18 protein-coding genes and 1 pseudogene are annotated in these 21,796 nt (G+C 50.3%); 14 read left to right on the top strand and 5 right to left on the bottom strand.

The genetic code is table 11. The annotated features are described in order from the left end of the window. The first annotated feature begins 247 nt into the window (after positions 1–247). The 3 genes from KIH86_RS10480 (at position 248) to araA (ending at position 4,268) form a co-directional block, all read left to right on the top strand. The gene (locus tag KIH86_RS10480) at positions 248–1,861 is read left to right on the top strand and encodes a xylulokinase (protein ID WP_223081533.1); all 1,614 of its coding nucleotides are present in this window, start codon (positions 248–250) and stop codon (positions 1,859–1,861) included. 1 nt (position 1,862) lies between these two features. Beyond that, positions 1,863–2,558, top strand: a complete 696-nt coding sequence (locus tag KIH86_RS10475; protein WP_223081532.1) for an L-ribulose-5-phosphate 4-epimerase — start codon at positions 1,863–1,865, stop codon at positions 2,556–2,558. Between the two features lie 285 nt (positions 2,559–2,843). Beyond that, on the top strand, positions 2,844–4,268 hold the full coding sequence (araA, locus tag KIH86_RS10470) for an L-arabinose isomerase (RefSeq protein ID WP_223081531.1): 1,425 nt from the start codon (positions 2,844–2,846) through the stop codon (positions 4,266–4,268). A gap of 176 nt (positions 4,269–4,444) precedes the next feature. On the opposite strand, the gene KIH86_RS10465 is transcribed toward araA, so the two are convergent. Both KIH86_RS10465 and KIH86_RS10460 read right to left on the bottom strand, forming a co-directional pair. Continuing rightward, positions 4,445–6,502: a serine hydrolase gene (locus KIH86_RS10465; protein WP_223081530.1), complete on the bottom strand. Its 2,058-nt coding sequence runs from the start codon at positions 6,500–6,502 to the stop codon at positions 4,445–4,447. A 93-nt stretch (positions 6,503–6,595) separates the two neighbouring features. Next, complete coding sequence (locus KIH86_RS10460; RefSeq protein ID WP_223081529.1) at positions 6,596–7,045, bottom strand: MarR family winged helix-turn-helix transcriptional regulator; 450 nt, start codon at positions 7,043–7,045, stop codon at positions 6,596–6,598. 344 nt (positions 7,046–7,389) lie between these two features. Between KIH86_RS10460 and KIH86_RS10455 the strand changes: the two genes are divergently transcribed. From KIH86_RS10455 to KIH86_RS10440, 4 genes are read left to right on the top strand one after another with little or no spacing between them, the layout of a single operon-like run. Beyond that, a complete protein-coding gene (locus KIH86_RS10455; protein WP_235775346.1) occupies positions 7,390–8,859 on the top strand; it encodes a spore germination protein in 1,470 nt (489 codons plus the stop codon). Beyond that, on the top strand, positions 8,859–10,031 hold the full coding sequence (locus KIH86_RS10450) for a Ger(x)C family spore germination protein (protein WP_223081528.1): 1,173 nt from the start codon (positions 8,859–8,861) through the stop codon (positions 10,029–10,031). Before KIH86_RS10455 ends, KIH86_RS10450 begins: the two co-directional genes overlap by 1 nt. Before the next feature lie 29 nt (positions 10,032–10,060). Further along, positions 10,061–10,303 (top strand): hypothetical protein, encoded by a 243-nt coding sequence (locus tag KIH86_RS10445; RefSeq protein ID WP_223081527.1) that lies wholly within the window; start codon positions 10,061–10,063, stop codon positions 10,301–10,303. Positions 10,304–10,351: 48 nt separating this feature from the next. After that, positions 10,352–11,452, top strand: a complete 1,101-nt coding sequence (locus KIH86_RS10440; protein ID WP_223081526.1) for a GerAB/ArcD/ProY family transporter — start codon at positions 10,352–10,354, stop codon at positions 11,450–11,452. Here KIH86_RS10440 and KIH86_RS10435 read toward each other — a convergent pair. Then, positions 11,446–12,336: an SDR family oxidoreductase gene (locus tag KIH86_RS10435; RefSeq protein WP_223081525.1), complete on the bottom strand. Its 891-nt coding sequence runs from the start codon at positions 12,334–12,336 to the stop codon at positions 11,446–11,448. The genes KIH86_RS10440 and KIH86_RS10435 overlap by 7 nt on opposite strands. Before the next feature lie 37 nt (positions 12,337–12,373). After that, positions 12,374–13,078 carry a ThuA domain-containing protein gene (locus KIH86_RS10430; protein WP_223081524.1) on the bottom strand — a complete coding sequence of 235 codons (705 nt, stop codon included), beginning with the start codon at positions 13,076–13,078 and terminating at the stop codon, positions 12,374–12,376. A 178-nt stretch (positions 13,079–13,256) separates the two neighbouring features. Here KIH86_RS10430 and KIH86_RS10425 point away from each other — a divergent pair, with 178 nt between their 5' ends. From KIH86_RS10425 to KIH86_RS10395, 7 genes are all read left to right on the top strand, one after another. Continuing rightward, a complete protein-coding gene (locus KIH86_RS10425) occupies positions 13,257–14,879 on the top strand; it encodes a GMC oxidoreductase (protein WP_235775345.1) in 1,623 nt (540 codons plus the stop codon). Between the two features lie 610 nt (positions 14,880–15,489). Further along, positions 15,490–16,044: a hypothetical protein gene (locus tag KIH86_RS10420; protein ID WP_235775344.1), complete on the top strand. Its 555-nt coding sequence runs from the start codon at positions 15,490–15,492 to the stop codon at positions 16,042–16,044. Positions 16,045–16,409: 365 nt separating this feature from the next. Continuing rightward, on the top strand, positions 16,410–17,375 hold the full coding sequence (locus KIH86_RS10415; protein WP_223110433.1) for a polysaccharide deacetylase family protein: 966 nt from the start codon (positions 16,410–16,412) through the stop codon (positions 17,373–17,375). 240 nt (positions 17,376–17,615) lie between these two features. Further along, a complete protein-coding gene (mqo, locus tag KIH86_RS10410) occupies positions 17,616–19,127 on the top strand; it encodes a malate dehydrogenase (quinone) (RefSeq protein ID WP_223081521.1) in 1,512 nt (503 codons plus the stop codon). A 227-nt stretch (positions 19,128–19,354) separates the two neighbouring features. Further along, complete coding sequence (locus tag KIH86_RS10405) at positions 19,355–20,305, top strand: SMI1/KNR4 family protein (protein ID WP_223081520.1); 951 nt, start codon at positions 19,355–19,357, stop codon at positions 20,303–20,305. 66 nt (positions 20,306–20,371) lie between these two features. Continuing rightward, positions 20,372–20,665 carry a YciI family protein gene (locus tag KIH86_RS10400; RefSeq protein ID WP_223081519.1) on the top strand — a complete coding sequence of 98 codons (294 nt, stop codon included), beginning with the start codon at positions 20,372–20,374 and terminating at the stop codon, positions 20,663–20,665. A gap of 221 nt (positions 20,666–20,886) precedes the next feature. Beyond that, on the top strand, positions 20,887–21,249 hold the full coding sequence (locus KIH86_RS10395; protein WP_223110432.1) for a hypothetical protein: 363 nt from the start codon (positions 20,887–20,889) through the stop codon (positions 21,247–21,249). 354 nt (positions 21,250–21,603) lie between these two features. Here KIH86_RS10395 and KIH86_RS10390 read toward each other — a convergent pair. After that, a pseudogene (locus KIH86_RS10390) lies at positions 21,604–21,796 on the bottom strand (hypothetical protein); the annotation flags it as partial.

Here is a 21,796-nt window from a genome sequence, read left to right as displayed (position 1 = left end):
ATTCGCTCGTTAAATTTGTATGTACATATTTGGACGTGATTATGAACCTATTATAATCCATAGTGCCCGATGTATAAACATTATATAGAAAAAAGAAAGGCTCATATTCTGATATTTGTAAGTATATCTTGTAATTCGTGTTGACAAATGTACGAACAAAAAATATACTAATGCTGTCAATAAGGGAAAGCGCCTTCTTTCGATTATAAAGGTAAAAACAGTTGTTATAGAGGGGAGCAACGTGATCATGGATCAGAACATTCAACAAGCGATTACTAAGGGAGAAGCTTCACTTGGTATCGAATTTGGGTCCACACGTATCAAGGCGGTGCTGATTGATCAGTGTTTTGAGACAATCGCATCCGGAGGCTATGAGTGGGAGAACCTCCTGGTAGACGGCTATTGGACGTACAACTTGGCGGACATTATTACAGGTCTGCAAGCGGCATACAGTGAAATGAAGCAGGAAGTTGAGCGGAAATACGGAGTTACCCTTTCAGCAGTCCGTTCGATTGGATTCTCGGCAATGATGCACGGATATATGGCTTTTGATAGCACGGGTGAGCTGCTGGTTCCGTTCCGGACCTGGCGCAACTCAACAACCGGCGCCGCAGCCGCAGCGTTGACGGAGCAATTCCAGTTCAATATTCCTGAACGGTGGAGCATCGCGCATCTGTATCAAGCCATATTGAACGATGAACCGCATGTGCCACGCATTGATCTCTTTACGACTCTGGCCGGATATATTCACTGGCTGCTGACCGGCAGCAAGGCCATCGGCATCGGCGATGCCTCGGGCATGTTCCCGATTGATGACACGGCGCATGATTACAATGAATCGATGGTCAAGCAGTTCGACGAGCTCGTCGCGGCCAAGGGCTACCCCTGGAAGCTGAAGGATATTCTCCCGAAGGTCTACACCGCAGGCGAGCAGGCGGGCGTCTTGAGTGCAGCCGGAGCGAAGATTCTGGACCCGTCCGGGAATTTGCAAGCGGGCATTCCGCTGTGTCCTCCGGAAGGCGACGCCGGCACGGGGATGGTTGCCACGAATAGCGTGAGAAAGCGGACGGGCAACATCTCCGTGGGAACTTCTGTTTTTGCCATGATCGTACTGGAAAAAGAGCTTTCAGCTGTATATCCGGAGATCGATATGGTAACCACCCCGGACGGCAGCCCGGTCGGCATGGTTCATGCCAACAACTGCTCCAGCGATATCAACGCATGGATGAGTCTGTTCCGTGAGTTCTATGAGGCCATGGGGCAGAAGGCGGACTCCGCGCAGCTGTTCAGCGTCATGTTCAACAAGGCTTTGGAGGCGGATGCCGATGGCGGAGGCTTGCTGAGCTACGGGTATTTCTCTGGCGAAAATATTACCGGTATCGAAAAAGGCCGGCCGCTGTTCGTCCGCTCGCCGGAGAGCCGGTTCAATTTGGCCAATTTCATGCGGATTCATCTGTTCTCGGCTTTTGGCGCTTTGAAGATCGGCATGGACATTTTGACCAAGAAAGAGAATGTCGCCATTGACAGCATTCTGGCTCACGGCGGTCTGTTCAAGACTCCGGTTGTCGGGCAGAAGATTGTGGCGGCCGCACTGAATGTCCCGGTATCCGTGATGGCAACCGCCGGAGAGGGTGGGGCCTGGGGGATGGCGATTCTGGCTGCGTATATGACGGGCAATGATCAAGGGGAGAAGCTGGACGACTTCCTGGAGAACAAGGTCTTCAAGGACACCGAGGGACTGGAAATACGTCCGGACGGTTCCGATGTTAAAGGCTTTGAAGTCTTTATGGAACGGTACACGCAAGGCTTGGCGATTGAGCAGGCTGCTGTAGATCATCTAGTAGAGAATTGGAGGGAATAACGTGTTAGAGCAACTGAAAGAAGAGGTATATGAGGCTAATCTGGACCTGCCCAAGCATGGACTCGTGAAGTACACATGGGGCAATGTAAGTGCGGTTGACCGCGCAAGCGGCTTGTTCGTCATTAAGCCGAGCGGTGTCAGCTATGACAAGATGAAGCCGAGCGACATGGTGGTTGTGGATTTTGACGGCAATGTGGTTGAAGGAGAGCTTAGACCTTCCTCCGATACCCCGACTCACGCCGTACTCTACAAGCATTACGCAGAGATCGGCGGCATCGTGCACACGCATTCGACTTGGGCGACGATCTGGGCTCAGGCCGGACTAGATGTTCCTGTAATGGGAACGACTCATGCCGACACTTTCTATGGTTCCGTACCGTGTGCCCGTTTTCTGACACAAGAGGAGATCGACCGTGGATATGAGGCGGAGACCGGACGCGTGATCATCGAGACTTTTGAGCAGCGCGGGCTGGATGTTATGGCGGTTCCCGGTGTCCTGCTTAAGGGCCATGCTCCATTCACATGGGGCAAGGATGCCCACTCGGCAGTCATGAACAGCGTCGTGCTGGAAGAAGTATCGAAAATGAATTTATTCGCACGGGAACTGAATCATTTTGCCGAAGAACTGCCGCAGCGTATTCTGGATAAGCACTATTTGCGCAAACACGGGAAAGACGCCTACTACGGGCAAAAGTAAATACAACCCATATAGATTGACCTGAAAATAAGAGGAGAGGGAAGGGCAACGGAGGGGAAGTTTGGAACTGTAGGAGCGTAGGCGACCGCCTACAAGCTTTTCGCAGAAAAGCTCGCTACGTAAGCATTAGCTGTCTCCGGATTTCAACCATGGAATTGAAAACTTAGAAATCTGGAGACAACAGCGGCCGGAAGTCCAAACATTCACCGTAGTTGCGAGTATTCCCGAACTCTTCAAATATCCGGTTCAATCTAAATATCAAATAAAGAGAAGAGGATGAGCATCATGACAACAGTAAGTACCAAAGAATTCTGGTTCGTCGTAGGTTCGCAGCATCTGTATGGAGAAGAAGCGCTCTCGGAAGTTAAAGCACATGCCCAGCAAATGACCGATGCCTTGAACAAGAGCGGCGTTCTGCCTTATCCGCTTGTATTGCAGGATCTGGCGGTTAGCGCAGACAAAATTACATCAATCATGAAAGAAGTTAACTATCGTGACGAAGTGGCCGGTGTTATCACCTGGATGCATACCTTCTCGCCTGCAAAAATGTGGATTCGCGGAACGAAATTGCTGCAGAAGCCTTTGCTGCATTTGGCAACTCAATATAATGAGAGCATTCCTTGGGCAACGATTGATATGGACTTCATGAACCTGAACCAGGCCGCCCATGGCGACCGTGAATATGGTTTCATCAATGCCCGCCTGAATAAGCAAAATAAAGTGGTAGTCGGCTACTGGGAACGCCCTGAAGTGCAGAAGCAAATTGCGGAATGGATGGACGTCGCCGTTGCCTATAACGAAAGCTTCAACATCAAAGTTGCCCGCTTCGGCGACAACATGCGCAACGTTGGCGTTACCGAGGGGGATAAAGTCGAAGCCCAGATTCAATTCGGCTGGACCGTGGATTACTTCGGCATCGGTGACCTTGTTCAGTATGTGAACACCGTTACGGAAGCAGAGATTGACGCTCTGTTCGCGGAATATGCCGAACTGTACGATTTCGATTACGGCACTTACAGCAAAGAAGCTTGGGAAGCCAGCGTAAAAGTACAAGCCAGCTATGAAATCGCCCTGAAACGCTTCCTGGATAACGGCGGCTACAACGCCTTCACGTCTAACTTCGAAGACCTGTACGGAATGAAGCAGCTTCCCGGCCTGGCTGTCCAACGTCTGATGGCGCAAGGTTATGGCTTCGCCGGTGAAGGCGACTGGAAGACGGCTGCGCTCGACCGCCTGCTGAAAGTGATGAGCCATAATCTGAACACCGGATTCATGGAAGATTACACGTATGAGCTGGCTGCCGGTCAGGAAGCCATCCTGCAATCCCATATGCTTGAAGTAGATCCAAGCCTGGCAAGCAACAAGCCGAAGATTCTTGTGTCCCCGCTCGGTATTGGCGACCGTGAAGACCCGGCCCGTCTCGTATTCGACGGCAAGGCGGGAGAAGGCGTGGTTGTATCGATGGCCGACTTCGGCACTCACTACAAGCTGCTGATCAACGAAGTTGAGGCATTCGAACCGACGGTTCCGGCCCCTAAACTTCCGGTGGCCCGTGTACTGTGGAAGGTGAAGCCGAATTTCCAGGATGGGGTTAAAGCCTGGATCGAGAACGGCGGCGGCCACCACACCGTAGTCTCCCTGAACCTGACGACAGATCAAATTGTGGCCTATGCCAAACTGGTTGACCTGGAGTACGTCATTATCAAGTAATGTATTGGCCCCCGGCGTTAGGGACGGGCCATTAAGATGACACGAAGAATGAAATGAAAGACAACACCAAAGGCAACACGAAAGACGAAACGCCCTGCACTTATGTGGGGCGTTTCGTCTTTTTCTGTTGGTCGGGAGTGAATGTATGGGGTAAAGGAAGTCATTGAAACGTTCGCCTATTGATCGATCCCCAGAACAACCTTACGGATAAAATGGATAAACCAGACCGCGGCGTCCTCCCGTGTCATGGGTTCAGAGGCCCGGAAATTTACCGTTCCATCAGCGGCGACGGTCACATCAGGTCCGGTTATCCCTGCGGCCACGAGCAATTTAGCGCTGTCAGCGGTGGCGGGAGCAGCAAAATCCGTCTTGTCCGCCAGCTTGATTGCATCTGGCCGAAACTGCGACAGGGCAGCCGAAGCCACACTCTTGAACACTGGAGTCAGGATGGCGGCAGCTTCCTCACGGGTCATTTTTCGATTCGGATCAAAGCTTCCATCCTTAGTGCCCTGCATAAATCCTGCGGCAGCTGCCGTTTCAATCTCCCGCTCCGCCCAAGTGCCTGAAACGTCATTGAACCGGGAGGGCGCGGTTGAGAGATCACTTCCCAGCATCCGGACGATCATCGCCGCCATTTCTGCGCGTGTTACCGCCTTGCCAGGGCTATAACGCCCATTATTCCCCTGAACGATCCCTATAGCCTGTAATTGCTCAATGCAGGTCGCGTACTCGCTGCCCAGGCGGACATCGGCAAAGAGAGCGGGCGACTTGCCGGCATAACTAACCGGATCGCCATATTTAAGATAAGAGATGCCCCCGTTCTTGTCCTCCTTGAACGCCAGCAGACCTCCGTTCTCATCTTTAAATAACAAAGGCTCTCTTTGTCTCAATTGATGAACGCCGGTGAAGTCGTCCTCTACGGTCAGTTCCCCGTTCCCGCTAGCGGAGACTTTCGTCAGCATGATGGGGACTCGTAAATCGCTATATAGTCCTGCAAAGCGCTTCAATTGATGTTGCGGTGTATCCATATAAGCTGCCTGCTCCTGACTAACGGCCGGAAAAAACTCATCCATAAACATCTGATTCCATTCCCTCGCTGCGTATGCGGAAGAAACCAGCTTATTGAACGCCATGAACACTCCTATGTTTTCTTCGGGAAGCAGCAGCATGAAGGAGCTGTAGCCGGGAACATCCCCGCCTTTTCCAATAATAATCCGGCCATTGTTCTTGCCTGGCTCCAGTAAATTCTCATATCCGTAAGTCGTATCCGGCGATTCGGGGTGAATGCCGGACTGATAATGCTGCATCTGCGCTGCTGTCGTGTCGTTCCACAACCGGTTATTTCTGTACATACCGCCATTTAACTGAGCGATCATAAAGTGCGCTGCGTCATCTGCAGTGGTTAGCATGCCCCCGTCCGGTGCCACTGAAGGCTGCAATGTATACGGGGCGATCGGATTGTTGTTCTCGTCATAACCCGTAGCCAGCCGGGACCGCAGTTGATCGGAAATGATCATTTCCGTATTGGACATCTCCAGAGGCTTGAGGATATGCTCCTCCATATACTGCTGGTAGGGCATGCCGGAAACCTTCTCAATGATGTATCCCAACAAGTTGTAGGCAAAATTATCGTACATATACGATGTGCCCGGCTCACGCACGACCGGAGGCTTCTTTTTCAGAATAAAGTCCTCTAAGGGGACATAGCTGCCCAGATCCTCAGACATGTCCGCCTGCGTTTCAACTGTGACCTTGAAGCCGGAGGTATGTGTAAGCAGGTCATGCACCGTTACCGGAGTGGAAAAAGGATTATCAAGCCGGATTCCGCCCATATATTTCTGAACATCAGCACTCAAGTCGATCTTCCCCTGCTCTGCCAGCTGCATGATAGCTGATGCTGTAAACGTCTTTGTAACCGAACCGATGCGAAAGAGGGTATGATCGGGGTCGACTGCTGCTTTCCGCTTTATATCGGCAAATCCATACCCCTTTTTCAAAATGGTGCGTCCGTTCTGGACAACAACGATGGCTGCGCCGGGAGCGCCCTCCTCATTACCGATTCTCTCAGCCATGTACTGATCCGACAGCTTCTCCAGCTTGGTCATATCAACATAGCCGGAAGCTGCGGACATGCTCTTCTCCATTGCGTTCGCACTGCTCGCGTATCCTGAATTTATGGTTAGCATCAGAACCATCCCTGTCATGATTAGTTGTCCAATCCTTGTTCCGGTCACTTCGGATTCCTCCCGAATGTATGGTCAATACCCAAATGTCACATTGTTAACTAATATAAACATTTAATTAAGCTTAACTGTTTGTTAAAAAAATTACTTCTCTCTCTGTTCAGCTTCAATAATTTGTTTGAACTTCATCATTATGGCCTTCAAGCTCAGCAGCTCTTCCTTCTCAAGCCTGGAGTAGAAGCGGTCAATAATGGACTGTTCAATTTGTTCATTCATATCCATATACTCAATTCCCGCAACATCCAGCTCCACGAATATTTCTCTCCGATTATCAAGGTTGATGGATCGTTTGATAAACCGTTTATGCTCAAGCTTATTCAGCATCTGGCTTATGGCGCTTGGCGTAATGTTCATGATCTTCGACAGCTCGCCGGTGAGAACGCGTCCCTGCTTATGAATATGGCCGAGCAGGATGATCTGGCTATTCGTTATGCTCTCATTCAGCAACCCCTCATATTCCCTGGACAGCATGGCATTGCACGAATACTCAAGCTCATTAATTTCCCGTATAAGGGATTTCAGGTCTTGATTCATTAATTTATTCTCCTTCATATTTAAGCTAACTTAAGTATTAGGATAGTGAGATTTGCTCCATATGTCAACTCGAAATCGTGAAGTACTCATTGCTCGTCGTCCTCCCGCTATGGTACGCGCCATAAACATCGTATGGGAGAGGGAAACCGGGGCATACTGTCCCTAAAGCCTGCCACTATAACCGGATATTTACCGGCCATTGTTCAAATTAAAGGATAAGGATGTCGTTGATGATGGGGGATAAGAATCCAAGCCATAAATCTGCCGGGCGTACATTGCCCGGGGGTTCTACAGATCGAAAGGTTCAGATAGGAGGGGCGGAACGAACGCCGATTTCGCCATGTATGCAGGATAACCTGAAGCGGATTCAGGATACATTTCAGGATTGCAGCGACATTCAGATCATTCCCTGGAGCTATGGCCCTTCCCTGGAGTATAAGGCATTCTCCGTTTATTTTGATACGCTGGTCCAGAACAAGAAGACCAACTATATGAAGGAGTCTCTGCAGGATCTGGTTGCTCATGAAATTGGACCGGCGACAACGATTACGCCTGACGTGATAAAAGGCTTTTTTGCAAATAACGGGGTATCGGCCCAATCGGCAAGCGTCGAGAGTGATTTCACGAATGCCATCAATTCCGTCCTGGAAGGAAGCATTGTCATCTTCTTTGACCAATGGGACAGGGCGCTAAGCTATAGCGCGTTCGGGATACAGCTGCGCCAGGTTACGGAGCCGATTACGGAATCGGTTGTGCAAGGACCTCATATGAGCACGATCGAGGATCTGGAGACCAATATTGGCTTAATTCGTTTTTTGCTGAAATCGAGCCATTTGAAACTTCAATCGATAACGGCGGGGAAGGAGAGCAGAAGGAGGATCACCTACGGATATCTGGACGACGCTGTAGATCCTCATATATTATCCGAATTTAAGCGGCGGATCTCTCAAATTGACCAGGAGGAGATTCTGGAGACCTCCTACCTGGAGGAATGGATCGGAGATACCCGGCTCACACCTTTTCCCCAGGTCCGATATACGGAAAGACCGGATACAGCCGTTGCAGCACTGCTGGACGGCAAGATTATTGTGATGGTAGACGGAACGCCTACTATTCTGATTTGCCCCGGGCTCTTCTTTGAGTTCTTTTCGTCAAGCGAAGATTATTATCATAATACGATCTATTCTTCGCTGATCAGAATGCTCCGGTTCGGCGCTTTCATCATAGCGTTGCTGCTGCCCAGCTCCTACATAGCATTGACCACCTTTCATTCCGAATTAATACCCACCATTTTGCTGCTTGCCATTCTGGATACGCGGGAGGGGATTCCGTTCCCCGCCTTTGTTGAGGCGCTGCTCATGGAGTTCTTCTTTGAGCTTCTCCGAGAGGCTGGTATACGCCTGCCGCGGCCGATCGGTTCCGCCGTCAGCATTGTCGGGGCGCTCGTAATCGGGCAGGCGGCAATCCAGGCCAAGATCGCATCCCCGGTGATGGTTATTATCGTCTCTCTGACAGGAATTGCATCTTTCGCTCTTCCCCAGTACAGCATGTCCATCGCCATCCGCGTGCTGCGGTTTCCCTTGATGTTTCTGGCGGCAACGCTTGGGGGATTTGGAATCATGCTCGGTCTGCTTCTCTGCTTCCTGCATCTGTCATCTCTGCGTTCGCTTGGACAACCGTATCTGACTTCTGCAGCGCCGCTTGATATGAAGCAGTTTCGGGACATTTTCGTTGTGTTCCCTCGTCAAGTCCTGCTGCATTCACCAAGGAATCGCCATCTTCACAAGCTTAAAGGAGGAGGGAAAAAGGCATAATGAGAAGATGGATAGCCGTCACCCTGTCCATTGCGCTTGTTCTTCCTGTATCCGGCTGTTGGGATAAAACGGAATTGACGGAGTTTGGGTATGTCCAGGCGGTGGCGCTTGACAAAGGCGAGCAAGGAGAAATTGTGCTCACCACCCATTTCTATAATCCTTCAAATGCGGAGGGGATGGGGGGAGAAACTAAAAAAACGTCGGCAAAAGGCATTAGTATACGAACAGAGGCGAATACTATCTTTGAAGCGATACGCGATATACCCGTTCGTTACGGACGCAAGGCGAAGTGGGATCATATGCGTGTGATTCTCATAGGAGAAGAGCTGGCCAGAGATGAGGACATTCGGGAAGTGCTGGATTTCTTCTCGCGGGATCAAGAGCCAAGGCCCACGGTTCCTGTAATGATCGCCGGAGGGAATGCGGGGGACCTGTTCAAAATCAAACCATTTGTTGAGAGCACGATCGGGCAACAGCTCCAGGAATTACAGAGATCGGGGGCCAAATTTACGGCCAAAACCTCGAATGTCCCGTTCTTTGATCTTGCCTTGCAGTTCATGAGCGAGACAGATGTCGAGATGGTGCCGTATGTCAAGGAAACCGGTCCTTCCAAGGTGATTACCGCGTCTGGAATCGCCGTGCTCAAAAACGGGAAATTGGCCAGAGTTGTGTCACCTGCCGATACCGAATCCTTGATGATGCTTCTGAACAAGTATGAGAACGGAATTATAGAGTTTCCTTGCCCCGACTCATCTGAAGAGAGTAAGAGAAGGACGGAAGCCTTTGAGGTCATGTCTCTAAAGACTAAAGTCAAAACGGTTACGAAGGATGAAAGGGCCATTGTTCAGATCTCAACCCAAATTATCGGATCGTTAGGCGAGATTTCCTGTACTTCGATCAAAACAGAACAAGATGAGAAACGGCTGGAAGATCATATTCAAAAATTCGTAGAAGATCGCATGCAGAAGGTGATGAACACTTTCCAGGAAGGCAAGCTGGACGTGATTGGCGCCGGGAATCAAGTCTACCGGAAGAACCCCCGGTTATGGAAACGCTGGAAGCCAACCTGGGACAAGCGGTTTGCCGCGAGCCAGGTGGACATTCATGTTGAGGTTAACATTTCGGATTCGGGAATAAAGACGACGACGCCTTTCGGGAAGAAAGAAGAATAGCAACCCTTAACCCAAAGAGGAATGCGCATATGTGGACTAAGATCCTTTTTCTTCTGATGATTTATTTCGTAATTCTGGCGGCTGACGCGCCTAAAGTGATGAAAAGCCCGCCTAAGGAGCGTATCGCATATATCAGCATCATGCTGCTCGGCGTATATCTGAGTGTAGATTTTGTTCTGGAGAAGCACTGGCCTGACCTTAACACTATAATCGACTATATCTTTAAGCCTCCTTCCGATCAAATTGTGAAATTCTTTAAGCCTTCTTCCTGATCTGTCCCGAACAGCAGGAGGATACATTGCTAGTAATGGGAGGATCCTATGTACAAGAAGGAATCCATAAGCGCATCGCAAATGTCGATGCTCTTTTTTACTTATTTGACAGGTTCCGCGATTACCAACATTCCCGGACCTTTAACGGGCTTCGCCAAAACAGGGGCATGGATTTCGCTGTTGATATCATGGAGTCTGGGCACGCTGCTTCTATTGGGATTACTGTATTTAAACCGGCAGCACCCGGGACAGAGTTTCATTGACTACAGCCAAAAAATGATCGGCGGCCTGTTTACGGTCCTGCTTGCCATTCCGTTCATTTCCCTGGTTCTCCATATGAGTGCCGGAATCGTACTGGATATCGGACTATTCTTTAAAAGCTCCATGCTGAGAGAGACGCCCATGTATGTCATTCACGCTTCCGTGTTCCTGATCGTTTCATTGACTGCCCGGTCGGGCATCGAAACGATGGCGAGAATGTTCACCGTCCTCATTGCCATCACCGTGTTGTCTGTAGTTGTAACCTTGTTATTGTCCCTTTACTACTTCAGACCGGAGTTTCTGCTTCCCATTGCTCCCGAAGGGATCAAACCGATTCTGCATGGTGCCTATTTTACTGCCGGATTTCCCTATGGGGAAATATTCCTGTTCTCCATGCTTACGCCTTATGTCCGCAAGGAGGACAGAGCGCGTTTCGAGCATGGCATGCTGTACGCCATATTGGCGAATGGCATCTGCTTCATCCTTGTAACGGTATGCGCCATTATGGTTCTGGGACCGGTATGCGGTACGGTTAAATATACCCTGTTTCAGATTGCGCGGCTGATCGATATCCAGGATATTATTGAAAGAATCGAATCTCTTATCGGGTTTGCGCTGGTTGTCGGCTCCTTTATGAAAGCGACGATTGCGCTGCTGGTGCTGGCTTTAACGATTACCCGGCTTCTGAAGCTTCCTGATTATCGAATCCTGATATTCCCGCTTGCGCTTGTCAACTTCCTGTTCTCGATTGTGATCTATAAGGGGGAAACCAGATGGAGCGAAGTAGTAGGGAACGTATGGCCGCTGTGGAATGCGGTCGCCAATATCTTCCCCCTGATCGTTCTGACGCTCTTCACGCTGTTCACAGCGAAGAAGCGGTCTCATTGACCGAAGTAGCTTCCGCCGTTCACATGGATCACCTGCCCCATTACATAGGAAGAATCATCTGAAGCCAGGTATACGTAGGCCGGGGCGATTTCAACCGGCTGAGCGTCTCTTCTCATGGGGGAATCATAGCCATTGGATGCGTAAGCTTCCGGAGGGAAGGAAGCCGGTATCAGAGGGGTCCATGTCGTACCTGGCGCAACGGCATTGACACGTATTCCGCGATCAATTAGCGATAGCGCCAAGGAACGGGTGAAGGCGCTGATGGCTCCTTTGGTTGAAGCGTAATCTATTAATACCTTGTAGCCGCTTGTTGCCGTTTCGGAGCTGGTGTTGATAATCGTGCTTCCCGGTTTTAAGTAAGGCAATGCTGCCTTGGTCAGGAAGAACATCGCAAATATGTTGGTCCGAAACGTCAATTCAAGCTGTTCGCGGGTGATGTTCTCAATGCTTGGCTGGTAGAATTGCACCGCCGCGTTATTGACCAGGATATCAATTCTGCCGAATGTTCGCACGGTAAGATCCACAACCTCTTTGCAAAAAGCTTCATCCCCTATATCCCCGGCGATCGTAATGCATCTCCGCCCCAGTTCCATCACCCTTGCCCGGGTCTCTGCGGCATCTCCATGTTCGTTATAGTAGACGATAACAATATCCGCCCCCTCTTTGGCAAAGGCATAGGATACCGCTCTTCCGATTCCGCTGTCACCGCCGGTAATGATCGCCAGCTTATCCGCCAGCTTGCCTGCTGGGGAATGGTCCGCCCGCTCGGATACCGGCCTGGGGCACATGATGGATTCAATACCGGGCTGTGCCGGCTGATATTGCGGAGGATAGAAAATGGGAACAGTCTCACATCTCCGGTAACTGCCGAATATAGGCTTCATCGTACCCCTCTTTTCTCGCATATTCGAAATCAGCCGTTCATCTCGCCGCCCACAGCATGCCTCTGCGAACCATGGTCAATACTTGCGGCAGCAGCAAGATTTCGGGGGAATGTCCGAGAGCGTTGAAATAGACACGCCCTTCCCCGTATTTCTTGACCCAGGATACCGGCATTACAACCGGCCTCCATACCAGAGGCGGCTTGACACGGTCGAAATAGGTAGTCGCAAGGACTTGTATAGACGGATCGACGATCATATACCATTGCTCTGTAGTTACGGTAAAGTCGCAGATCCCCATGACCAGCGGATTATAAGGATCGGCAATATGGACCGTGTAAGTGACTCCCGTATCTCCGGGATGTGCGAGGAACTGTCCGCCAACCATAGCGTGGTACTGGATTTCACAGCGGAAGGAATCGCCCATTCCGTGGACTCCGGCAATTCCGGTTCCCCTTTGAACGGCGTTCGTAAAATTTCCGAGCTGCTCTGGAGTAAGCTCTCCCCCTGTCCATGCGGGAACGATTAAATCGGTTCTGCCCAGCTTCTCGGCATCGAGAAAGACGTCCAATGTGTCGGAAATTTCAACCTCAAAATTCTCCTCTGTCAAAATACGGGCTAATATTTGAGCGATCACTTGGGGCTGATGCCCCGGATATCCGCCTTGAATAATCAGCGCCCGTTTCTGATCAGATTTCCGATATGGATTGCAGGCTCTAGCGGCGATTGCTGGAGGTATAGTCATCGGATGCACCCCATCCCTTCTTCCGGGCTTATTACCGAGTGTATGCGATCATGCCATGTCCAATGTACTTTTAGACGCATCAGTGGGGCTGACGCCAGTCCTCAGTAATCGAAAATATGTGCCGGCATATACATTTATGGGATGACTCCGGAATTTTACGATGAGGAAGTGAGCCTGTTTGAGAATTTATGTCGCCGGTCTGGAAGATACATTACGAACGGTTGCGGACAAATTCCAGATCGAGCTGAAGCAATTGACTTCAATTAACGTGCATGTCTCGGGACCTGATCAGCCGATTGCCGGCATGAATATTAATCTCCCTTCTCCCAATCCCTTGCCAGCATCGCAGCCGGAGCACTCCAAAACGATTCACAGTCCGGTTTCCAGGCTGGAATGGATTCCATTAACGTCATTGGAACAAATGAGTCAGACCGAATATGATGTGCTCATTGTAGGCACCGGAGCTGGCGGCGGAGCCGTTCTATGGCGGTTATGCGAGCAGTGGGGCAATAATGGAAAAAGGATTGGGGTCGTGGAAGCGGGCGATGCGCTGCTGCCGACCAATTTGCTGAACGTCGAGACGATGAATCAGCAGCGTTATCTGGACATTGCCTATCGCGATCCCCAATTTGCGATTCCTGTCCCCGGCACACGGCTCCGGCAAGTCATTGCGCTCGGCGGAAGAATGCTGAAATGGAGCGTATTAAGTCCGCGGATGTATGCCGCCTCTTCTCCCGACTGGCCGGTTCCGGAACGGGAAATGGAGCTGTACTACAGCATCGCCGAACAGGCGATGGGGGTGACGAACGGATACACGAAAGGCTCTCCCATCAATCAAATTTTTCTGAACCGGCTTTGGAACAGCGGATATGACGAAGCCATGAATGAGCCTATGGCCGTCGACCTCGAGTCGACCAAGTACGGGGAGATTCATTCCAATGTTTTTTTCAGCTCTATTGCGTTCCTTGCCCAAGCGTTGAACCGGAGATCGTATGATCTTGCGGTATTGGCGCGGGCCTTAAGGGTGATGACGGAGAGGGGAAGAGCAAAAGGGGTACAAGTAATGACACCGGACAAACGCTCCTTCGAGCTGAAAGCGAAGAATGTTGTCCTGTGTGCAAGCACCATCGAGACTCCAAGGATACTCTATCATTCCGGAATACAGGGAAGAGCGATCGGCCATTACCTGACGAATCATTCGAATGCGATCGGGAAGGCTTCCTTCAATCATGAGGACTATCCATATGTTCTGGGAGCAATCGGCATTTTGATTCCCGAAACGGGAGAGCGTCCGTATCAGGTTCAAATCGAAGGCCCCATGGATTACCGGTTCTATCATGACAGGCAAATTCCGTTCAAAGGGCAGATGGAAATGCATATCATCGGAGTCGGCAATGTGGAATCGAGATATGAGAATCAAATTCTCTTTAATCCTAATGTGCGGGATCAGTACGGCATGCCTGAAGCGCAAATACAGCTTACATACAATGAGGCTGATTTAATGGTACAGGGACAGGCGGAAGAAGCGGTGAAACATGTCTCATCCATACTTCATACGCCCATGGTCTCCCTGGACCTGCAAGAGGCGCTGGCCGGCGATCATGAATCAGGCACTTGCCGGATGGGCTGCGATCCCGATACCTCCGGAACGAATCCATACGGTAAAGTCCACGGGATCTCCGGACTTTATGTTGCGGACAACAGCGTGCTGCCCTTCCTTGGATCGGCCAATCCGACGTTGACTACCGTTGCATTGGCTATGCGTACTGCGGATTATATCGTCCGCACTTCGAGCCGGTAGATTTGTTGGCACCGTTCATCATTGCCGATGAATACACAATCAGAAGCCCTTGCCGGAGTAAGGGCTTTTGTCCTCGCCAATTTACGATTCCAAGCGGATCGTGTTGTAAGCGGGTTCAATAAAATTGTGTTTCCAGCTGAAGGGGATAACGACCTGTCTGATTATGGATGCCACGGGGGCTGTGCAAGAGCAGATTTGCGGCTTCAAGGCTTTCAGAACGCAACGCTACGAAGCCTATTCAGGGTGCTTAATCGCAGTATTGAACAGAATTGGGCCTTTTGATTCCTGTTTTCTACTTGATAATGGTATGTTTTAGGACCTCGAACGTCGGTATTCACATAAAAAGAGTGCTTTAGTCCCACTCCAAATATCGGTTATTATTCTATAATTGATTGGATAAGCATGCTATTTTGCGACATTTTTCCGCAAAAGGGGGGTAAATATGTTTTCGCCTTTCCTCAAAAAGAAGAACTCTTCTGAACAGCGAACGGTGCAAGATATAAATGAACAAACGGTCTCCGACTATATGCTAGAGGAATCTTTGGCAGATTCGGGAAATCCCGAGACGGGAGAAGGGCGCGCGTACTCTATATTTTCAAATAAGTCCCCTATGGACAAGCAGTCCCTTGATCTGGTATTTGCCGTGGAGCAGATGGTTCAGGCCAAGCAGCGCGTCGAGGAAAGCCACAATGAACTGCAGGATCGGTTAAACTATGCGAACGGGAATATTGAGCGCTTGAACCGGGACCTGAAGCATTTGAACAAGGTCATTGAAGATCGCGAGAAGAGCATCCTGGAACTGGAACGGAAGCTGACCGAGAAGAACCTGAAGGTCGATCAGATGATGGAGGATTACCGGGAGCTCCAGACCGCCCTGTCCGATCAAACGGAAGAATTGAAGAGCCTGAATGAACTGGAGCGGCAGAAATATGAGGCCCTCCTTCAGAAGAATAACGAATTGCAGGCTGAGAAGAACAGAAAGATCAGTGATCTGGAAGAGAAGATTGGCAAGCTCGAGATCGAGTATACGCATATGAAGCAGAAGTTTGAAGTGCAGCGAGAAGAGAAGGCGTATCTGGTTAACATTGTCAATGACTTTACCACACGCATGACGGCACCTTTCTCACCAAAGACTGGCAGCAACGATGTGTCGTCTTCGGAGTGAGTTCACTCGAATGACGAGAATATAAGACTGAGGGCAGAGAACGGATGGAAACGTATAGCACACAGGTGATAGAGTTGCTGTCGCTTGGGATAGTGCCGGATGGTCGTTTCCAGATCAGAATCGGTGTTACCCATCAGGACACACAAGCTTCATACGTGATGGAAATCGATGAATTGACATATTCTTCTTTGAATGCGCTGCACCCTTTGAACGGGGATCGTGTGCGACTTTCCCCATATCCCAAGTGGGACCCTTATCGCAATACCTATTATTGTTCGATTGTAAGAACAAAGGATTCCTTAAGAGAGACGCTGTATTTTGCTTGTTCGGAATTGTTCGCTGAGGAACTGCGGCGAATCCGGCAATTGAGGTCTTCGTTGATTCCCGGGCAGGAGGCTGTTGTCCCGGAGATGCCGGCGGCGAATGAAGCCGGATCGAACCGAATCGGCCGGATGTCTGCACGCAGTGTGAGGAAGGCTGTACGATATTTGATGATCGCCGGGCTGCTGGCCTTGCTGTGTATCCGGATCAAGAGCGGCTGGCTGACCGAGAGCGCCGACGCCTTGAACAGGGATTTGAGCGAGGTGAAGGCCCCCGCAACCATTGAGACGGCGAAGGTAGACTTGCCGCAATCGATCGTGAGACTCCCTGTAGGTAAGGAACCGACTCCGGTTGTGAGGAACGTATATGAAGCCCATACGGAGACCGCGCCCCAACCTACTACCGAGCATAAGGATTATGAAATCGTGGAAGTAGGCGCGGAGCAGCCTTATTTCGGTCTGCCGAAGGGCTATGTTGCGTTAACCTTTGACGACGGTCCATCTCCTTATACGAAGAAGATTGTGGACATCCTAATCAACAGGAACGTAGCTGCGACGTTTCTGTTCATCGGTCAGAATGTCGAGCATAACCGGGGGGCTGTCGCTTACGCGAGTGAGCATGGAATGGCAATCGGTAATCACTCCTGGGACCACAGCAGTAAGCTTACGAAGGTAAGTCTTGCTGCGCAGACCACCAATTTGGCGAAGACTTCCAAACTCTTGGAGTCCGTGACTCATACACCTGTTACCTTATTCCGCCCGCCCTACGGCTTAATCAATAAAAGCCTCATTTCCAGCGCGAAAGGGCAGCAGATGAAGGTTCTAATGTGGAATCGTGATCCGGAAGACTGGAATGCCGACAAGAAGGAAGACATCCTGAAGTACTTCCATAAGGTTACCGCCTCCGGAGGCGTATATGTGCTGCACGAAGACCGGCTGACCGTAGAGGCATTGCCCGAGATCATCGGTTATCTGAAAGAGAAGAACATGAAATTCGCCATTTTTAAATAATAAAGGACCTCAAACCTTCGATCCATGCAGTCATGGAATCGGAGGTTTTATATTTTGTTCAGCGAAAATGTATAAAAAATTAGATAAATATTAAAATCTAAACCCAATAGTGATACACTAAGAATAGATATGAATGAATCCAAGTAACGTGTGCGAATAGGCTATACCTGGCTTGTTGTGGCGCCTAAGCAGGAGCGCCTGCATCCTTCCTGCAAATCGTAGGGGATAAGGACGGTAAACATGAGCAACCGACAAACGAAAACCGATGTGATCTTGATTGGTGCTGGAATCATGAGCGCAACGCTGGGGTCTCTGCTGAAAGAACTGGCGCCGGAATGGAGCATTTCTGTGTTTGAGCGGCGGGCAAGCGCAGGAGAGGAAAGCTCCAATGAATGGAATAATGCGGGCACGGGTCATTCTTCCTTATGCGAGCTGAACTACACCGTGGAGAAGCCGGACGGTTCCATCGATATTGGCAAAGCAGTCAAGGTGAATGAAGAGTATCAGTTCTCCAAGCAATTTTGGTCATACCTGGTGGACAGCGGCCGAATCCGGAATCCGCGGGATTTTATCGTGCCGGTACCTCATATGAGCTTTGTGCAGGGCCAGCAGGATGTCGCTTTCTTGAAAAAACGATTTGAAGCGCTTTCAAAAAATCCGCTGTTTCAGGGTATGGAATTTTCCGATGACCCGGATAAGCTGATGGGCTGGATTCCGCTGATGATGAAGGATCGGGTGCTGAATCAGCCGATCGCGGCGACAAGAATTGGATCGGGAACCGATGTTAATTTTGGCACGCTAACCCGCATCTTATTCGATCAGTTAAAGAGCCGGAACGTCGATATCCACTTCAACCATCAAGTCGATGATATAAGACGGGCGGGCGACGGCTCGTGGGAGCTGAGAGTGCGGGATGTGAACAGCGGCGCCTCAGAACGCCATACGGCCAGGTTCATCTTTATCGGCGGCGGGGGAGGAAGCCTGCATCTGCTGCAAAAGTCCGGTATACCCGAAGGCAAAGGCATCGGCGGATTCCCGGTAAGCGGACTGTTTATGGTGTGCGAGAAACCGGAGATTGTGGCGCAGCATCATGCCAAAGTGTACGGGAAAGCCGCGCTCGGCGCCCCTCCCATGTCGGTTCCGCATTTGGATACGCGGGTCATCGACAAAAAAGAGCTGCTGTTCTTCGGACCGTTCGCCGGATTCTCGCCCAAGTTCCTGAAATTCGGTTCGATGTTTGATTTGATCACATCCGTGAAGCCAAGCAACCTCACCACCATGCTGGCTGCCGGTGCCAAGAACGTGTCCTTGACCAAATACCTGATCCAGCAGGTGATGCTGTCGAAAGAACAGCGCATGGAAGCCTTAAGGGAGTTCGTCCCGAACGCCGAGAGCGGGGACTGGGATTTGGTAGTGGCGGGCCAGCGGGTGCAGATTATCAGGGATACCTCTTCCGGCAAAGGGACGCTGCAATTCGGCACGGAAGTAATCAGCGCAGCCGACGGATCGGTTGCGGCACTGCTCGGTGCTTCACCGGGCGCTTCCACCGCCGTTTCGGTCATGCTGGAGGTTATCGAGAAATGCTTCCCGCAGCATATGAAAGCCTGGGAGCCGAAAATCAGGGAGATGGTGCCCGCTTACGGCGTGTCGCTGTTGAACAGTCCTGAAATCCTGCATGATATACAGGATTCTACTGCGCGGTCGCTGGGCCTGACGAATACCGCGGAGTACGGTGAGCTGATCAACAGATAATTACCCAGCGGGTTAACTGCGGCCTGGATGATTCCATGGGAGTTACCCGGAAATGGGCCGGTTGCCGACCGGGCGAATACAAGGGATACCCGCGAGGGTATTCCCTTTTTTTGTTAGAAGCATGTCCGTAAAGACGCTCTGGTTAGCCTGGCCTGGCAGCGCGTGGAGAAGTACTCCCAGGAAGTGCTATAATCACACCAAGGAGTTAAATGTAGGAGGCATGAGGAATGCAGGATAATTTGCTGGCCCAACTGGAGACCTGGCATGAAGAAGACGAATTCGACCAGATCGTCGAGGCTATTATGGAAATTCCCGAAGAGGACAGAGACTATGTGCTGAACAGTCATCTGGGAAGAGCTATGAACAACTTGAAGCGGTACGATGAAGCCATCGCCGTCTTCAAGAAGATTGAACAAGAAGGGAAAGACGATCCGCTCTGGCAGTATCGCATCGGCATCGCCTATTACTACACCGAGCAGTTTGGGAAAGCGAAGCGGGCCTTCAAAGCCGCAGACCGGCTGGCGCCGGACGATGAAGACACGCTGGAATTCCTGGAGGCTCTGGAGGACATAGAGGATGAGGCGCCGGAAGAGCCGAAAGCGAAGAAGCAAAAGCTGGCTCAGGCTCCGTCGGTGAAGCGGAAGGCCGCACCCGTGAATACGGATAGAGTGCTTGATCTCGCCGATTTTTGGGAGGACAGCGAGCAGGCCGACGAACAATACCTTCTTGACCCGCCAACGGATGAGCAGATTGCTTCGGTGGAGGACGAGCTGGTCTTCAAGCTACCCGCTTTTTATATTCAGATGATGAAAGAGCATAACGGCGGGGTTCCCCGTAAACGTTACTTCCCTGTAGGCGATCCGGCTTCTAGCGAATACGTTGAGGTCTCGGGCATCCTCGGCATTGGAAGAGAAAAGAGTCACTCTCTGTGCGGGGAACGAGGCAGCAGAGCCCGCGTCATCCATGAAGACTATCCGGAGTTTGGCGTGGTTATCGGGGAATGCCCTGCCGAGAACGAAGTTGTGATGCTGGATTACCGTCCGTCCGGCAATGACGGCGAGCCCGAGGTCATTCATGTGGTCAAGGATAATGGTAATAAAATCACGTATCTGGCTCCGAGCTTTGAGGCTTTTGTCCGTGGGTTGACGGAAAGCGTGGAAGCATTGCCTAATGAATGACCTCTACCACCATGAGGGGATGACGAGACCTCAGCTTGGATGATAGGAGCAAAAGGAGGAAACCGAATGTTCATTGTACTGTTAACCTACACCGCACCGATTGAGCGGATTGACGAGCTGCTTGAGGGGCATAGAGCATTTCTGCGGACGCAGTATGACAACGGTCGGTTCTTGATGTCCGGTCCGCGCAATCCGCGTACAGGCGGCGTTATAGTCGCCAAGGGGGAGAGCCGGGAGGAGCTGCTGAAGGTGCTGGAGAACGATCCGTTCTACCGGGAAGGCGCCGCGTCCTACGAGCTGTTATCGTTTGATCCGGTGCTGCACCAGCAGGCGCTAGGCGAATTTCTCGGCAAAGAGTGAGCAATAGCGGAATGCATGAAGGCAAGCGGAAAGAGGCTGCCCTGGATCCATCCCACATAGTAGACAGGTTGAAAATAAAAACCTGTTACGGTGTAGGGAGCATGCTAATAGAACAAAGGAAGTTTAGGCATTCGAGAATTCATCGATCCTTCAAGAAATTAAACAGGGGTTTTTCGGATTCAAAGTCGCAGCCCGAAAATCATGTAACCAAGAATTCTATCGTGAAATGGCAGCGACGCTATGCGTTGTACAGCTACAAGGGTCTGGAAGTACGGACCCATAACCAAACGTGTTCCTTTGAGCTTTTACTCCAAGCTGTGAACGATTATCTAGAGGGAACATTGTCGCAATACCAAATCATCGCAGAAGTACCGGTTCGCGAGTTGCACCCAACTGGGGGAGCCTGCCATCTGGCCATTTTGAAACGCCGTTTACCTGGGGCGTATCAAGAAGTGAAGTACTCCAGCCGTCGAGGAGACTGCCCGATTTTTGCAGTCTTCTCTTCTGGATATCCGACAGTCAATGAAACATATTCGAAGGTAATTACGAAGGAATTATATGTCGGTAGTAATAGTTTGAGTTAGGATGAAGATGTGGAGGATAAAAAAATTCTAATGAATAGGATCGTGTGTGTGAATAGACAAGATCGTGAAAGTTAAAGGAAGTTGAGTTTTGTCTTATTGCGAAGATATTTATGCGAAATGGTTGGATGATGCCTACACTCAGGCTCGCAAGGCGTTGGAGTTGCAGGACGAAGAATAACCAAATATAAACATATGTTCGGTAGACTGAGAACGTAGAGTATCATTATGAATATAAGGGGCGCATCGTCATGCAATCCAGAAGAATAAAAGTAGGAGAGATCTATTGGGGTGCTAACTTGAACAGAAAGTAACATGAATAAGACAAGGGATAATCCCTTGTCTCAAGAACAGAAATTAGTTTGTAAAACTTCCTACTGACTTTAATACCGGAGATGCTTTGAAATCTGCTGGCGTCCATATAGTAGAGGAAGAGCCAGACATATAATTTCCTAGGTAGGGTCTATCAATATTAGTATTTGCGCCATAGTAGTACGCTTGCCAAATAAATTTTGAACAGTAGTTTGTGGCAATGTTACTCATTTGTAAA

The sequence above is a fragment of the Paenibacillus sinensis genome (assembly GCF_019904155.1).
Classification (GTDB): domain Bacteria; phylum Bacillota; class Bacilli; order Paenibacillales; family Paenibacillaceae; genus Paenibacillus_AQ; species Paenibacillus_AQ sinensis.
Note: the sequence above shows the minus strand (reverse complement) of the source record. Positions and strands in the feature narration are given on the sequence as shown.

Excerpts from the sequence above, each read along its gene's own strand:
- KIH86_RS10430 (WP_223081524.1), bottom strand. The coding sequence starts at position 13,078 with ATGACTATACCTCCAGCAATCGCCGCTAGAGCCTGCAATCCATATCGG.
- KIH86_RS10450 (WP_223081528.1), top strand. The coding sequence starts at position 8,859 with ATGAGAAGATGGATAGCCGTCACCCTGTCCATTGCGCTTGTTCTTCCT.
- KIH86_RS10420 (WP_235775344.1), top strand. The coding sequence starts at position 15,490 with ATGGACAAGCAGTCCCTTGATCTGGTATTTGCCGTGGAGCAGATGGTT.
- mqo (WP_223081521.1), top strand. The coding sequence starts at position 17,616 with ATGAGCAACCGACAAACGAAAACCGATGTGATCTTGATTGGTGCTGGA.
- KIH86_RS10455 (WP_235775346.1), top strand. The coding sequence starts at position 7,390 with ATGCAGGATAACCTGAAGCGGATTCAGGATACATTTCAGGATTGCAGC.
- araA (WP_223081531.1), top strand. The coding sequence starts at position 2,844 with ATGACAACAGTAAGTACCAAAGAATTCTGGTTCGTCGTAGGTTCGCAG.
- KIH86_RS10405 (WP_223081520.1), top strand. The coding sequence starts at position 19,355 with ATGCAGGATAATTTGCTGGCCCAACTGGAGACCTGGCATGAAGAAGAC.
- KIH86_RS10440 (WP_223081526.1), top strand. The coding sequence starts at position 10,352 with ATGTACAAGAAGGAATCCATAAGCGCATCGCAAATGTCGATGCTCTTT.
- KIH86_RS10435 (WP_223081525.1), bottom strand. The coding sequence starts at position 12,336 with ATGAAGCCTATATTCGGCAGTTACCGGAGATGTGAGACTGTTCCCATT.
- KIH86_RS10480 (WP_223081533.1), top strand. The coding sequence starts at position 248 with ATGGATCAGAACATTCAACAAGCGATTACTAAGGGAGAAGCTTCACTT.
- KIH86_RS10445 (WP_223081527.1), top strand. The coding sequence starts at position 10,061 with ATGTGGACTAAGATCCTTTTTCTTCTGATGATTTATTTCGTAATTCTG.
- KIH86_RS10400 (WP_223081519.1), top strand. The coding sequence starts at position 20,372 with ATGTTCATTGTACTGTTAACCTACACCGCACCGATTGAGCGGATTGAC.
- KIH86_RS10460 (WP_223081529.1), bottom strand. The coding sequence starts at position 7,045 with ATGAATCAAGACCTGAAATCCCTTATACGGGAAATTAATGAGCTTGAG.